Below are 13583 nucleotides of genomic sequence, written 5' to 3'. Positions count from 1 at the left end.
TGAGATAAGCCTACGACGGCGGGTGGTAACCCGCCGTCGTGATCTTTAGTTTTCAGCGCGGCAGCCCGCCGCAAGGAATCAACCGATTTAAGTTAATTAGAGTGCGCAGCTTACGCAGCCCTCAACCTCGGTCCCTTCGAGGGCCATCTGGCGGAGACGGATGTAGTAGAGGGTCTTGATGCCTTTGCGCCATGCGTAGATCTGCGCCTTGTTGATGTCACGCGTGGTGGCAGTGTCCTTGAAGAACAGCGTCAGGGACAGGCCCTGATCCACGTGCTGCGTGGCAGCGGCGTAGGTGTCGATGATCTTTTCGTAGCCGATTTCGTAGGCATCCTGGTAGTACTCCAGGTTGTCGTTGGTCAGGTACGGAGCCGGGTAGTAAACGCGGCCGATCTTGCCTTCCTTGCGGATTTCGATCTTGGCGGCCACCGGGTGGATCGAGGACGTGGAGTTGTTGATGTAGCTGATGGAACCGGTGGGCGGCACGGCCTGCAGGTTCTGGTTGTAGATACCGTGCTCCATGACGGAAGCCTTCAGCTCGCGCCAGTCATCCTGAGTGGGGATGTGGTGGCCGGCGAAGAGCTCGCGGACGCGCTCCGTCTCCGGAACCCATTCCTGCTCGGTGTACTTGTCGAAGAACTCACCGGAAGCGTAAGTGGACTTCTCAAATCCGCCGAACTTCTGGCCGGTCTCGATGGCCAGACGGTTGGAAGCGCGCAGAGCGTGGAACAGCACCGTGTAGAAGTAGATGTTGGTGAAGTCCAGGCCCTCTTCGGAACCGTAGTGGACGTGCTCACGGGCAAGGTAGCCGTGGAGGTTCATCTGGCCGAGGCCAATCGCGTGGCTCTGGGCATTGCCCTGGGCGATGGAAGGCACGGAGTTGATGTACGACATGTCCGAAACAGCACTGAGGGCGCGGATGGAGGTCTCAATGGAGAGACCAAAGTCCGGCGAATCCATGGTCTTGGCGATGTTCATGGAACCGAGGTTGCAGGAAATGTCCTTGCCAACGGTCTCGTAGCTGAGGTCCTCGGCGTAGATGGACGGCGAGGAAACCTGCAGGATCTCCGAGCACAGGTTGCTCATGGTGATCTTGCCGTCGATCGGGTTGGCCCGGTTCACGGTGTCCTCGAACATGATGTACGGGTAACCGGACTCGAACTGGATCTCCGCGAGAGTCTGGAAGAACTCGCGGGCGCTGATCTTGGTCTTCTTGATCCGGGAATCGTCAACCATCTCGTAGTACTTCTCGGTCACCGAAATATCGGAGAACGGAACGCCGTAGACCTTCTCGACGTCGTACGGGGAGAAGAGGTACATGTCCTCGTTCTTCTTGGCGAGCTCGAACGTGATGTCCGGAACCACGACGCCCAAGGAGAGCGTCTTGATGCGGATCTTCTCGTCAGCGTTCTCACGCTTGGTGTCCAGGAAGCGGTGGATGTCCGGGTGGTGGGCGTGCAAGTACACGGCACCTGCGCCCTGGCGGGCACCGAGCTGGTTGGCGTAGGAGAAGCTGTCTTCGAGGAGCTTCATCACGGGGATGACGCCGGAGGACTGGTTCTCGATCTGCTTGATCGGGGCGCCGTGCTCGCGGATGTTGGTGAGCGAAAGGGCTACACCGCCGCCGCGCTTGGAGAGCTGAAGGGCGGAGTTGATGGCGCGGGCGATCGACTCCATGTTGTCTTCGATGCGGAGCAGGAAGCAGGAGACGAGCTCACCGCGCTGTGCCTTGCCGGCATTGAGGAACGTGGGGGTGGCCGGCTGGAAGCGGCCATCAATGATTTCGTCGACGAGGCGGTTGGCCAGTTCTTCGTTACCGCGGGCCAGGTGCAGGGCTACCATGCAGACGCGGTCTTCGTAGCGCTCAAGGAAACGCTTGCCGTCAAAAGTCTTCAGCGTGTAGGACGTGTAGAACTTGAAGGCGCCGAGGAAGGTCTCGAAGCGGAACTTCTTCTTGTACGCGCGGTTGAAGAGGTCGCGGATGAAGTTCATCGTGTACTGGTCGAGGGTTTCGCGCTCGTAGTACTGGTTCTTCACCAAGTAGTCGAGCTTCTCTTCCAGGTCGTGGAAGAACACCGTGTTGTTGTTCACGTGCTGCAGGAAGTACTGGTGTGCAGCTTCACGGTCAGCTTCGAACTGGATCTCACCGTTGGGGCCATACAGGTTCAGCATGGCGTTGAGCTCGTGATAACCCAAGCCCTTGAAAGCCTCAGGCAGCGGCTTCTTGACCGTGTCCACAGCGCCCCCGGTTACTTCTGTTTCTGCGACAGTTGTGTCCAAAACTTTTCCAGCCCTTCGTTGACCCGTTGAACGTCTTCCGGCGTCCCCATGAGTTCAAATTTGTAAAGATGCGGCACTTTGCACTTAACGGAGATGATGTCCCCCGCTGCGCAGTAGTTATCCGCGAAATTGGTGTTCCCTGCTCCAATAACACCCCGGATCAGTTTCCTGTTCCGGGGATCATTCAAAAACCTGATGACCTGTTTCGGCACCGAACCTTCCCCGTTTGTTCCGCCGTAAGTGGGCAGTACAAGGACGAACGGTTCGAGGGCCTGCAACGGAGCATCCTGGGCATAGAGCGGGATGCGCGCTGCATCCCTGCCCAATTTTTGGACGAATCGTTTCGTGTTCTCGGAGGTCGAGGAAAAGTAGATGAGGTGACTCCTGGTGGTGACAGCTTCCGCAGCTTCGCGTACGGTTGCCGCTGTCAGCGGTGCCATGGGAGTCACCTCGACTACATAGGAATTCTGAGTGTGCTGTGGTGGCGAAGTTTGAATGGAAACTTAGGCCACGGAGGAAACAGCCTGGGCCAGTTCCTCGATCTTGTCCGGGCGGAAACCAGACCAGTGGTCCTGCTCGGTCACGACAACCGGCGCCTGCATGTAGCCCAGGGCCTTGAGGCGCTCGAGGGCCTCGACATCCTGTGAGATGTCGACACTCTGGTAGGCAATGCCCTTCTTGTCGAGTGCACGGTAGGTTGCGTTGCACTGAACACAGGCCGGCTTCGTGTAAACCGTAACGGTCATGATCCCTGTCCCCTTAGTTGAAGTCTGTCGCTCTTCGTATCTGGCGGGCTCAACCGGAACTAGTTTCTGAATCCGATACCGGCCCGCGGGCTGCCGTGACAGCCAACACGCTTATTTAGTCTTGTGCTGGTTTCCCGCTCAATCCGTAAATCGATACTACATGTAGTGCAAGCGCCTCGCCGGAACCCCAAGATGATGTATTACAAGTATGTCATTCAATCCACGGCTCGTCCACAGGCGGGGGCCCTCAAAATGTCCGTGATTCCGCCGAACTGAGAGATGTCATCCACACCCTGTGGACTACTTAGCCACATTTAATCTTCAGCGTGTCGCCGGGATACGGCGTGTCGTGACACTTTGAAAATGTGGCGTGGCGAACAGCTAAAATCGGCTGATGGTCAACCTTCTCCATCTCCGCACCTTGATGGAGGTCACCCGGCTGGGTTCCTTCGCCGCCGCCGCCGCCCAACTCGGCTACACAGCTTCAGCAGTCTCCCAACAGATGGCTGCGCTGGAACGCGATACCGGCGTCGAGCTCTTCCAGCGGTCAGCCCGCAGCGTTGTTCCAACAGAGGCCGCGTTGACCATGACCCGGCACGCGTCGAAGGTGCTGACTGACGTCGAGGCCCTGATGGCAGCAGCCTCGAGGACCAACGACTCCCCCGCGCAGGAGCTGAGGTTGGGCATTTTCCCCAGTCTCGCCACCTATGTCCTGCCGGACATCCTGCGGAATGAACGCTGGAGCGGATTGGGTATTGAGCTGCGAGTCTCCGTGGCCGAGCCGGCACAAACCATTCAAGGCCTGCGCAGCGGCGGCGAACTGGATGTGGCGTTGGTCTACCAGGTGGGGCAATCCGGCTTGGCATGGCCTCATTCACTGGAACGCCAGTGGATTGGCGACGACGACTTCCGGGTAGTACTGCCGGCATCCTGGAAGATCCGCGAGGACGCAGAGATCGAAGCAGCACATCTCTCCGACATGCCGTGGATAGTCCACCACCCGGGCACCAGCGATGCCTTGGTGATCGAACGCCTTTTCGCCAGCTGCAACCTGCACCCCCGGGTGGTGGCCTACAGCGACGATTTCCACGCGAGCCTGGAGATGACTGCCGCCGGCCTCGGTGCCTCGCTGGTACCGGAACTGGCGCTGCGGAACCGTCCACCCGGCGTCGTGGTCCTTGACGTACCGGACATCCGGCTGGCCCGGAACGTGTTCGCCCTGCTCATCAACGAAAAGCGCACAGCCCAAGTGCAGTTGTTCACACAGCTGCTTGCGGACACCCTCAGGGACACCTCGGGAAAGAGTGGTCTTCACCCCCTGAAATCCGCTCCTGTCAAGGGCCGCAAGCTCCAGAGGTGAATTGCCGCGAAGTGCTGGAACCCGCCGGTTGATGGGGTTAGATTGATCACATGGGCAAGGTAGCGAGCAAACATTTTGGGGACATCGAGCTCAACCACGGGCGTGAACATTGCTTCGTCGCGAGACACGAACTTGGCGGCAACCAGCTGGAGCTGGACCTCAATGTCACCGCGCACGACCACTTCGATGAGGCGGCCATGCGCAAGGTGGACTATAGATTACGCTTCCTGCCGGAACTCGTGGACCAAGTCCGGGAGATGATCGCCGACGAACTCGACCAGGACGGCACCAACCCTCAACAGTTCCTGCACTTCCACAGCTCGCAGCTCAAGGAAGAGCAACTCGAATCGGTCTTTGGTGTCAGCGACAAGGGCCAGCTCACTAACGACGTTTTCCTGAAAGCCCTCAAACTCGGCCACGTGGCCATCTACCCGGGCCAGCCGGAGAGGTACTTCGTATTGGACTTCACCCTGGGCTCGCACTTCACCGACGAGTTGCTGGTAGTGGCCGCCGACGAGGACGGCGTGGTGGACGACGAAATCCTGTGGGAGTCGTAAACAGCTTTTAACCGCGAACGACGGCGGCCGGTCACCTTTCGGGTGACCGGCCGCCGTCGTTATGGCTGGCCTGACGAGGTTGCGCGGGACGCGATCACAGCAGATGCTTCGTCAAGTCACCATGGCCTATCTATACCCGGGGCTTTGTCCGGTCCTCGCAGGTATTCGCCGCGTTCCCGACCCTCCGAACGCTCCCGCTGGGCCTGTTGCGCGCTCTCTTCAAGCTGTTGAAGCTGTTCCTGTTTGGGGGGCGACGGCGTTTCCTGGTTGGGCGTAGTTGCATCATCATTCCGGGACTCGCCCTCGGTGATTTTTCCGGCCAGCCGGTCTTCGGCCGCATCCAGGTTGCCACCTTCTCCTGCGGCGTTCGCCGGACCTGCCGTGTGGCACTGCGTCGGTGCGTTTTTTGCTGCGGCAATGGCTTCCCTGAACAGTTGGGCGGCGGCACCCCGATCCCCGGCGGCGTCCCCCAGCTTCTCAATGCTGAGGACCAGATTGACGCGCACTTTGCACTCATCGACGCCGGAACCGGCCTTCAGGGCTGACTCAAAGTCCTTCCGCGCAGCTGTGAAATCGCCCGCCAAAACGTGGGCATCCCCGGAGGCGAAATGTGCCTTATGCGGCTCAAGGATGTTGGCTATCTGCAACCACGACGCCGCGCTGGCCACTCCCTGCTGCTGCCCGGAATCGAAGGACTGACCGGCAGAGGCACCCAGCACCCCAACACTCAGGAGCTTCGCCGCAAGTGCGAGCGCCACGAGCACAGGTGGCGCTGACCAGAGCGCAAGGCTGCTTCGCCGTCGTCGTGCGTTGTCCCCGTTCACGGGGTGGGCTCCTTCCGCATGGTGGGCCGAAGCGCTTGAAGAGCTGTGAAGTGCCGCAAGGGCTCGTGGATTGCCAGGAGGAAAGCGGCCAAGGCGAGCAGCCAGTAGAGTTCTACGCGACCCGGGCCGTCGTGTGTCATGGCGGTCGTTGCGCCGGGGTTCGCTTGGCCCAACATGTCCGATGTTGGCTCGGCGCCTGTTCTGTGGGCGTAGGGGACGTGGAGTTGCTCTGCGATGGTTCGCAACTGCGCTTCGTCAATTCGTGAGACGGCGTCCTGTGGGGTATTGGAGGTTTTGTCCTTCACGTACCCAGCGTCAGGGTCTGCGGTTTCCTTCATCGTTCCGCCCTTACCGGTGCCGTACCCCAGTACCGCTCCCCCGGCCACATGAGTGGCATCCATGGGAGCCGGGGCTTCGCCGCTGGTGTTCTCGCCGTCGCCGGCGTAGAAGACCAGTACCGGGCGACCTGGATGTTGCTGATTTGCAGCTGCGAGCCTTTCTTTCAGGAGTTGTGCCGCGCCTGTGACGCTGCTCCCCTTGGCGTACCTGCTGTTTTGGGGTTGCAAGGTGGCCATGGCGGTTTGGAGGGCTGTTGCGTCCTGTGTGAGCGGCATACGGACGGTTGCTTTGTTGTCGAAGGTGATGAGGGAGAACTTGGCCCCCGCGAGTTCCCCTGCGATGGCCATGACGTCTTGCCTGACCCCTGAAAGCCGGGTGCCGGTTCCGTTGTAGTCTTCGGCTGCCATGCTGGTGCTGGTGTCTACGACGAAGTAGACGTCGAGGTCTGCGGTGGCGGTTTGGGCTTGGCCACCTGCCCAACCGGGACGCAAAGCGGCGAGCAGAAGTAGTACGACGGTGGCGCTCCGCAGGGCTGCGGGCCTCCAGGTTTGCGATGGCTGGCTTGGGCCACGCCCTATGTGGGTCCAGGCAGTGAAGCCCAGCACGGTGACGAATGCCAAGGCCAGTAGGGGCCACGGAATGATGGGAGCGAAGGTCATGGCTCCAGCCGCCATCCGAGCAGCAGCATTCCCGAGCCGGCAAGCAAGGCAATACCCAGCGGCCACGCGGGTGTATCGGCTACAACTGCCTGGGGTGCTGCGAGGTAGCTTGTGGCCTCGGTTTCCTGCACTTTTTGGACAATGCCCGGCACGGCTGTGGGGCTGTCCAAGGTGAAGTAGGAACCGCCGGTCCTTTCTGCTGCTGCCCTGAGCTGGGCGCCCGGCTGGTCGGGTTGCTCGCCGTAGTCCATGTCGCCGGGGTTCAGCGCGTACACCTTCACGTTTTTCCGGGTGGCCAAGGCTGAGGCCTCGTCCAAGGTAAAGATCGGTTCCCCGGAGAGGAAGTTATCCGTGGCCAGCACCACGGACCGCGAGCGCTGGTTGTCTCCGCGCTGGGTGTCCCCTGCGTCGGTGTCGGGGAAGCTCTGGATGCAGGATGCCAGTCCGTCACCAATGAGCGACGAGCCTTCCCCGTTCCAGGTGCCGTCGAAGAAGGACCCGGTACCGCCGTCCAAGGCCTCCTTCGCTTGGGTGAGTTGTTCGGCGGCGAACTGGTAATCGTCGGTGAGTGGGAAGAGTTGCACACTGCTGCTGTCGAAGATGACCATGCCGATTCTCTCGCCGTCGAACTCCTTGGCGAGGTCTTCGAATACTGCGGCGATGGCGGCATCTGTGCTGGTCATGGACCCCGATACGTCCAAGCACAGCACAATGTCCCTGTTCCTGATTTCCGGCTGCTCTGTTGTGCGTTGGATGGGCCTGGCTGCTGCCGTGGCGGTCGCAGCGAGGAACACTGCGCCCAGTACCACGGCGAGCGCCAAGCGGGTGCGGTGCCGGCGTAACGCCTCTTGGTATTCGGGGAGGTCAGTGAGCCGCCCACCGTGCGCGATTGGCCTGGTTCTTTGCGGACGACGGCGGCGGTACAGCCAGGCGGTGATGGTCACCGCTGCTGCCGCCAGGGGAAGGATCCACCAGTAGCTTAGTTCCATGCCAAGACCACCTGACGTGCGGTCTCAGCGGATTGCCTGACCGTATGGACGGGTAGCGGCGCGAACTCGTTGGGATAGATGCCGGCCATAACTGCTGCAAGTTCCTTGAGGTCATGGCGGTGGAGGTCATCGAGGGTCATGGAGGTCACTGGCAGGCCGGTGGCTGCTCCGGCGAACTCCCGCACGAGGAAGCTGAGCCTCTGGTGGGCGTCGCGCTCGGGTAGGCGGCCGGCGTCGGCGTCCAGCGCTGTGGTGTTGATTGCGGCCAGGCAGGTGGCCCGAAGTGTCTCAAGGTCAGGCGCCTCCGCCACGTGATGGGCTGGATCTACGTGGACCGCCGCCGTCTTGTGGGCGGGCCGGAGAATCCATGCGTACCAGGCCCCGATGATGAGCACCAGAACGAGCCCAAGCCACAACCACTGTGGCTGGTACTGCAGGGGCGAATAGAAACCGGCTTCATCCTGCACGAGCGCCACCCCGGGCAAAGGTTCTTGTGGTGAAAGTTCCGGAGCGGTGCTTTTCCAGGAGTGAGAAGACTGCAGTCAGGACGTCCTCACTGCCGGTTGTTTGTTCCTCGGCGATGCCCAGCCTGTGAAACACGTCCCGCCGCCCCTGGTTGCGTTTGAGCATTGCCGCAGCGTAGGCGGCTCGTACTTTGCCGTCCACGGCCACGGACCGGGGAATTCCAAGTCCCGTGCCCACGTCCGTGCTGTCTTGCATGTGGCTTCCTGCGTCAGCAGCGAGCTCGGCGTCCCGAACCGTCAGCCACAGGACTTCGTGCCGGCCGCGCAGCCGGCGCATCAGGCTCAACGTGCGGTCATCCGGCAGGAACTCGTCCGCAACAACAATAACGAGCAGTCGCCCCTTGAGGTACCTCAGTACATAGTCCAACTGCGCTGCGATGCCACTGACTGGGCCGTCCAGGGAAGCGCTCGCATCTACTTCACGGAGCAGCCGCTCCAAATACTCTTCGCCACTGCGGGGCGGGAAGTACTTGGAGGTATCAGCGTTCCCGTGAAGGAGACCCACGTCGTCGCCGTGCCGGGAAGCCAGGTACCCGAGGACGCCGGCTGCATGAACGGCGATGTCCTTCTTGGACTCCCCGGAGAATGCCTGTGCTGCCATGTTCCTTCCGGTATCCACCAGTAACAGGACCGCGTGGCGGCGCACTGCGACATAGCGCTTGACCAGGGGTGATCCATGCCTTGCCGTGGCTTTCCAATCGATGTCACGAACCTCGTCGCCGGGGACATACGCCCGGAGTTCGTCGAAGTCCAGGCTGCGTCCTTTGAAGACCGAGCCGTATTCGCCGTCAAGAAGGGTCAGTGTCCTACGGTGGGCGAAGATGAACATCTTCGACTTGACGCGTCGGAGGAGGCTGGGCACGTGCAGGCCCTGCTACGGCGTCTGGACGGATGCCAACACGGCATCGATCACGGTTTCCACGGAAATTTCCTCCACCACTGCATCAAATCCGAGGATGATCCGGTGACGCAGGATCCGATGGGCGAGGTTTTTGACGTCCTCAGGTATGACATGGTCACGCCCCTTGAGCAGTGCCATGGCTCGGGCTGCCTGGCTGAAGGCGATGCTCGCCCGCGGGCTGGCGCCGAATTCCACGACGTTGGCCAGCCTGGGCTCCAAATACTGGGAGGCGTTGCGGGTGACGTAGGCGAGTCCCACGATGTAGCGGACGATCGCCGGATCAATGTAAACCCGCCGTACCAATTCCTGGACCTGGACTACGGCGTCAAGGGACGCGGCCGCCGGAGGCTTCTGGTCCGCGTTGAACACGCCGGCGTCAATCCGCCGGATGACTTCCGCTTCCTCTGCAGGACTTGGGTAGTCCAGTACGTCCTTGAGCATGAACCGGTCCATCTGGGCTTCGGGAAGACGATACGTCCCTTCTTGCTCGATGGGGTTCTGCGTAGCGAGCACCAGGAAAGGCTGGGGCAAAGGGTAGGACTCGCCGCCGATGGACGTCTGCCGTTCCTGCATCGCTTCCAGCATGGCGCTCTGGGTCTTGGCACTGGATCTGTTGATTTCGTCCAACAGGACGATGTTGGCGTGGACCGGGCCCAATTGCGTGATAAACGTGCCTTTGACGGCGTCGAAAATCTGCGTACCGGCGATGTCGCTGGGCAGCAGGTCCGGCGTGCATTGGATCCGGCGGAACTCTGCACTCACCGACTCCGCTATTGCTTGGGCCGCGGTGGTCTTTGCCAGGCCGGGCACACTTTCCAACAGGACGTGGCCACCGGTCAACAGGCCGATCACCAGCGTCTCGCGCAGCCGGGCCTGGCCCACCACCTTGTTTTCGAAGCTGCGTACGATGCTCCCGACGAGTTGCTGGGCACGGGCCATGTCCGGGGCATCGATTCCGGCTACGGCTGTGATCTGTTGCACTCGTGGTCCCCTTGCTGGCGCTGATGTGAAACGGCCACTCCATCCAAGCCTTCCTGGAGCGGCGCCGCAATGGGGACCCCTCCCCATGTGGTCTTCCTGGGTCTATTCTTTTGCCATGCATCCGCTACCAGCCGCCTATCAGAAGTACCTCGCCTCCCAGGACCAGCACGTCATCGACGCCGTACGGCCGGTTCTCCTCCAGTCTGCAGCAGACCAACGGCACGGCGTCCGCATCACCTTCAACAGGGGCCCAACTGGTCACCAAGCCCATCTGGACGATTCCATACCCTACGGGGAGATCATCGAGGACATCGACTGACACCGAACTAACCCTTCATGGCGCCGGACAGGGCAAACGAATTTCCCATGCCCCGGGATACCAGCGCGTAAAGCACCAGCACAGGAACCGAATACAAGATGGAGAACGCGGCCAACTGGCCGTAAGCGATAGCGCCGTGCTGGCCGAAGAAACTGAAAATGGACACTGCGGCCGGTTGCTTGCCGGTGGACAGCAACAGGATGAAGGGGACGAAGAAGTTCCCCCATGCCTGGATGAAAACAAAAACAAACACCACTCCCAGCCCCTGCCTCATCAGCGGCAGCACGATGCTCCGCAGCGCCGCCATAGCGGACGCTCCATCCACCCAGGCCGCTTCCTCCAACTCAAGAGGAACCGAATCCATGAAGTTTTTGGTCATCCAAATCGCCATGGGCAACGTGGTGGTTGCCATGAAGAAGATGGTGGCAGCCATGGAATCCAAAAACTGCAGTTGAACAAACAAGCCATAGACAGGCACCATGATGGCCGTCACGGGCAACGACGTCCCAAACAGGACCGTGTACATGAAGGGCTTGTTGAACCGTGATTGATATCTGGACAACGGGTAGGCGGCAAGCACAGCAGCAAGCACATTCACCACAGCCGTGCCCGCAGACAACAGGAAGCTGTTTGCCAAGGGTTGGAACAACAGCTCAGGGGTCATCACGGCACGGAAGTTCTCAGTGGAAGGCGCCAACGGAGCCTTGGTCTGGTACCCGGCTTGGGGATCGACGGCGGCCAACAGCAACCAGAGCAACGGGGCAACAAAGCAAATCCCAATGACAGCCAAGGCGATGTCCGCGCCCAACTTGGCCTTGGTGGTCATGGCCGTTGCTCCCGTAGCAGCCGCACGTACACCGCGCCAAAAACCATGCCCAACAAAATCAGCACGGACGCCACAGCGGTGCCGTAACCAATATCACCGAACTTGAATGCCTCTTGGTAAGCCAACACCGGCAACGTGGTACTGGCATTGGCGGGGCCGCCGGCAGTCATCACCCAGATGAGGGTGAACACCGCCAACGTCTGAAGAGTGATGAGCATCAGGTTGGTCGCTATGCTGCTCCGGATGAGCGGCAGCGTGATGAAGGCGAGTCGCTGCCAGCCGCGCGCGCCATCCATCAGCGCTGCTTCTGCAATATCCCTGGGAACGTCAGCCAGCGCAGCCCGGTAAACCAACATGGAGAAGGCAGTTCCCCGCCAGGTATTCGCCAAGACGATTGCCACCAGGGGAAACGAGTACAGCCAATCCGGGCCCACACCACCGAATGCTCCCACTAGCTGGTTGAGCGTTCCTTCACGATTGAAATAGGCGTACGCAGCAAACGCAGCCACGATCTCCGGAAGCACCCAAGCCGCTACAACAGCGGTGCCCACCCAGGATGCCATTGCCCTGCGCGAACGCGTCATCAACAGGGCAATCAGCAAGCCCAACACATTCTGTCCCAGCACCGCCGACGCGGCGACGAACACCACCGTGAGCCAAGCGGCCACGGGGAAAGAATCGTCGCTGAACATCCGGACATAATTGTCCGCACCCACCCACTGCGGGTCTTTGGCCGCCCGCCCTGACAACGCGGCGTCGGTGAACGAGGCGTAAAAGGACCAGGCCACAGGAGCCAGCAGGAACAACAGGAGCAGGAGAACGGAGGGGACGACGGGGAGCAGCCGCAGGAAGCGGCGCATTCTCATTTCTCCAGAACCTTGTCCTCACCTACCAGCTTGCGGACGGTGGCATCGTATTCAGCCGCGGCGTCCTCAGGACTCTGCTTACCCGTGATGACGGACTCAGTAGCTACTTGGACGGCCGTGGAGATCCTCGGGTAATCGGCAGTCGCCGGCCGGTAATGCGTCACCTTCACCAAGTCCGAAACGTCCTTCACGAACGGGTTGGCCGCGAGATAGTCAGGCTCCGAGGCAACATCCGTGCGGACAGCGATCTGGGAGTTGTTGATGTCATAGGCCAGGGCGTTCTTCTTGTTCAGCGCTGTGGTGAGGAACTGGAAGGCCAGTTCAGGGTTCTTACTCTTCGCCCCCACAGCCAGGGTCCAACCACCGGACATGCTCACGCCACCGGGGTCCTGTCCCTTCTGGGTGGGGAACATTGCCACGCCCATTTCCTGCTCATAGCCGGCCCACTCATACGCGCCGCCTTTCTGCCAGAACGACGGCGTGTAGGAACCTTCCACAGTTGCCCCGAGTTTGCCCTGCGGGAACCACTCGCCAAAAACCTTCTTCCAGACGTTCGCGTCCAGGGCCTCCGCAGGTCTCACGGCGAGCTTCTCGTCATAAAGTGTTTTCAAGAACGCCAACGAGTCAGTGAACCCTTGGGAGCCCACCACCCACTTCTTTTCGTTCTCGTCATACAGGCTGCTGTCTGTGCCATAAAGCAGCTCATAGAAGCCCTGCATGACCGTTCCCTCGCCGGTCCCCTTACCTGCGTACATGTTGAACGGGATCACATTGGGATCCGCGGCCTTCATGGCGCGCGCGGCCGTCAGGATCTCATCCCAGGTTTTCGGTTGCCACGGTACGGGAATTCCCGCCTTCTGCAGTACGGCCTTGTTATACCAAATGGCCCGGGTATCGGTGCCGAGCGGTACGGCGTAAATGCCGCCGTCATCCGCACGGCCGGCTGCCTTGGCTGCTTCGTTGAACGCCCCCCAGTCCTCCCACTTCTCAAGGTAACTGTCCAACTTGAGGAGGTAACCGGCGTCGACGTCGGACCGCACCTTAAAGGTGTCCTCATAGAAAACGTCCGGCGCCGTATCAACGGAACGCTGCGCCAGGGCGAGCTTTGTGCCATAGTCGTCGTCATTGGCCTGGATGGGCTGAAGGTCCACCGTCACACCGGAGTTGGAAGCTTCGAATTCCTTCTTGGCGTCCTGCATGACGGTATCCAAGGCCGTGAACGAGTCAGTTTTCTGATAGACGATCTTCAGGGTCTTGCTCTCAGCCGCTTCAGGTGTGGGCGAACAGGACGTCGCTGCCGTAAGGACGGCAGCGACGGAAATAAAGGCGGCGAACTTAAGAGCGGCAGATTTCACCGACGTTTTAGTCAATGCCTTATTTTTCATAGGGCGGCGCATGTTGCTCCATTCAAT

General features: G+C 60.5%; 15 protein-coding genes. 3 read left to right on the top strand and 12 right to left on the bottom strand.

Annotated features, from left to right (window positions below):
• Positions 1-96: 96 nt before the first annotated feature.
• From nrdE to nrdH, 3 genes are all read right to left on the bottom strand, one after another.
• Entirely contained in the window at positions 97-2238 is a 2142-nt protein-coding gene (nrdE, locus tag M1D89_RS11825; protein WP_402936171.1) for a class 1b ribonucleoside-diphosphate reductase subunit alpha, read from the bottom strand.
• A gap of 11 nt (positions 2239-2249) precedes the next feature.
• On the bottom strand, positions 2250-2720 hold the full coding sequence (gene nrdI / locus M1D89_RS11820) for a class Ib ribonucleoside-diphosphate reductase assembly flavoprotein NrdI (RefSeq protein WP_498650708.1): 471 nt from the start codon (positions 2718-2720) through the stop codon (positions 2250-2252).
• Between the two features lie 63 nt (positions 2721-2783).
• Positions 2784-3026 (bottom strand): glutaredoxin-like protein NrdH, encoded by a 243-nt coding sequence (nrdH, locus tag M1D89_RS11815; RefSeq protein ID WP_476112356.1) that lies wholly within the window; start codon positions 3024-3026, stop codon positions 2784-2786.
• Between the two features lie 394 nt (positions 3027-3420).
• On the opposite strand from nrdH, the gene M1D89_RS11810 reads away from it, so the two are divergent.
• Positions 3421-4386, top strand: a complete 966-nt coding sequence (locus tag M1D89_RS11810; RefSeq protein WP_017200558.1) for a LysR family transcriptional regulator — start codon at positions 3421-3423, stop codon at positions 4384-4386.
• A gap of 50 nt (positions 4387-4436) precedes the next feature.
• Positions 4437-4943, top strand: a complete 507-nt coding sequence (locus M1D89_RS11805; RefSeq protein ID WP_498650705.1) for a DUF2004 domain-containing protein — start codon at positions 4437-4439, stop codon at positions 4941-4943.
• Positions 4944-5059: 116 nt separating this feature from the next.
• Here M1D89_RS11805 and M1D89_RS11800 read toward each other — a convergent pair whose 3' ends face one another.
• From M1D89_RS11800 to M1D89_RS11775, 6 genes are read right to left on the bottom strand one after another with little or no spacing between them, the layout of a single operon-like run.
• Complete coding sequence (locus M1D89_RS11800) at positions 5060-5767, bottom strand: hypothetical protein (RefSeq protein WP_498650703.1); 708 nt, start codon at positions 5765-5767, stop codon at positions 5060-5062.
• Positions 5764-6780 (bottom strand): vWA domain-containing protein, encoded by a 1017-nt coding sequence (locus M1D89_RS11795; protein WP_498650701.1) that lies wholly within the window; start codon positions 6778-6780, stop codon positions 5764-5766. The genes M1D89_RS11800 and M1D89_RS11795 overlap by 4 nt, the downstream gene beginning before the upstream one ends.
• Positions 6762-7754 carry a vWA domain-containing protein gene (locus M1D89_RS11790; RefSeq protein ID WP_498650699.1) on the bottom strand — a complete coding sequence of 331 codons (993 nt, stop codon included), beginning with the start codon at positions 7752-7754 and terminating at the stop codon, positions 6762-6764. The genes M1D89_RS11795 and M1D89_RS11790 overlap by 19 nt, the downstream gene beginning before the upstream one ends.
• Complete coding sequence (locus M1D89_RS11785) at positions 7745-8221, bottom strand: hypothetical protein (protein ID WP_498650698.1); 477 nt, start codon at positions 8219-8221, stop codon at positions 7745-7747. Before M1D89_RS11785 ends, M1D89_RS11790 begins: the two co-directional genes overlap by 10 nt.
• The gene (locus M1D89_RS11780; RefSeq protein ID WP_498650696.1) at positions 8211-9140 is read right to left on the bottom strand and encodes a DUF58 domain-containing protein; all 930 of its coding nucleotides are present in this window, start codon (positions 9138-9140) and stop codon (positions 8211-8213) included. Before M1D89_RS11780 ends, M1D89_RS11785 begins: the two co-directional genes overlap by 11 nt.
• A gap of 12 nt (positions 9141-9152) precedes the next feature.
• The gene (locus M1D89_RS11775; RefSeq protein WP_498650695.1) at positions 9153-10160 is read right to left on the bottom strand and encodes an AAA family ATPase; all 1008 of its coding nucleotides are present in this window, start codon (positions 10158-10160) and stop codon (positions 9153-9155) included.
• A 115-nt stretch (positions 10161-10275) separates the two neighbouring features.
• On the opposite strand from M1D89_RS11775, the gene M1D89_RS11770 reads away from it, so the two are divergent.
• The gene (locus M1D89_RS11770) at positions 10276-10479 is read left to right on the top strand and encodes a hypothetical protein (protein WP_243836799.1); all 204 of its coding nucleotides are present in this window, start codon (positions 10276-10278) and stop codon (positions 10477-10479) included.
• A gap of 7 nt (positions 10480-10486) precedes the next feature.
• Here the strand turns inward: M1D89_RS11770 and M1D89_RS11765 are convergent, their stop codons facing one another.
• The 3 genes from M1D89_RS11765 to M1D89_RS11755 are packed head-to-tail and all read right to left on the bottom strand — an operon-like array spanning position 10487 to position 13568.
• A complete protein-coding gene (locus M1D89_RS11765; protein ID WP_498650692.1) occupies positions 10487-11305 on the bottom strand; it encodes a carbohydrate ABC transporter permease in 819 nt (272 codons plus the stop codon).
• Positions 11302-12171 (bottom strand): carbohydrate ABC transporter permease, encoded by an 870-nt coding sequence (locus tag M1D89_RS11760; protein ID WP_498650691.1) that lies wholly within the window; start codon positions 12169-12171, stop codon positions 11302-11304. Before M1D89_RS11760 ends, M1D89_RS11765 begins: the two co-directional genes overlap by 4 nt.
• Positions 12168-13568, bottom strand: a complete 1401-nt coding sequence (locus M1D89_RS11755) for an extracellular solute-binding protein (RefSeq protein ID WP_498650690.1) — start codon at positions 13566-13568, stop codon at positions 12168-12170. Before M1D89_RS11755 ends, M1D89_RS11760 begins: the two co-directional genes overlap by 4 nt.
• Positions 13569-13583: the final 15 nt, after the last annotated feature.

It is taken from the genome of Arthrobacter sp. D3-18 (genome assembly GCF_054408525.1).
This window is presented reverse-complemented; position numbering and strand designations above follow the sequence as displayed.

What these genes read in the sequence shown, in the direction of transcription:
- nrdI (WP_498650708.1), bottom strand. Translation starts at nt 2,720, where the DNA reads ATGGCACCGCTGACAGCGGCAACCGTACGCGAAGCTGCGGAAGCTGTC.
- nrdH (WP_476112356.1), bottom strand. Translation starts at nt 3,026, where the DNA reads ATGACCGTTACGGTTTACACGAAGCCGGCCTGTGTTCAGTGCAACGCA.
- M1D89_RS11810 (WP_017200558.1), top strand. Translation starts at nt 3,421, where the DNA reads ATGGTCAACCTTCTCCATCTCCGCACCTTGATGGAGGTCACCCGGCTG.
- M1D89_RS11805 (WP_498650705.1), top strand. Translation starts at nt 4,437, where the DNA reads ATGGGCAAGGTAGCGAGCAAACATTTTGGGGACATCGAGCTCAACCAC.
- M1D89_RS11795 (WP_498650701.1), bottom strand. Translation starts at nt 6,780, where the DNA reads ATGGCGGCTGGAGCCATGACCTTCGCTCCCATCATTCCGTGGCCCCTA.
- M1D89_RS11790 (WP_498650699.1), bottom strand. Translation starts at nt 7,754, where the DNA reads ATGGAACTAAGCTACTGGTGGATCCTTCCCCTGGCGGCAGCAGCGGTG.
- M1D89_RS11770 (WP_243836799.1), top strand. Translation starts at nt 10,276, where the DNA reads ATGCATCCGCTACCAGCCGCCTATCAGAAGTACCTCGCCTCCCAGGAC.
- M1D89_RS11765 (WP_498650692.1), bottom strand. Translation starts at nt 11,305, where the DNA reads ATGACCACCAAGGCCAAGTTGGGCGCGGACATCGCCTTGGCTGTCATT.
- M1D89_RS11760 (WP_498650691.1), bottom strand. Translation starts at nt 12,171, where the DNA reads ATGAGAATGCGCCGCTTCCTGCGGCTGCTCCCCGTCGTCCCCTCCGTT.
- M1D89_RS11755 (WP_498650690.1), bottom strand. Translation starts at nt 13,568, where the DNA reads ATGCGCCGCCCTATGAAAAATAAGGCATTGACTAAAACGTCGGTGAAA.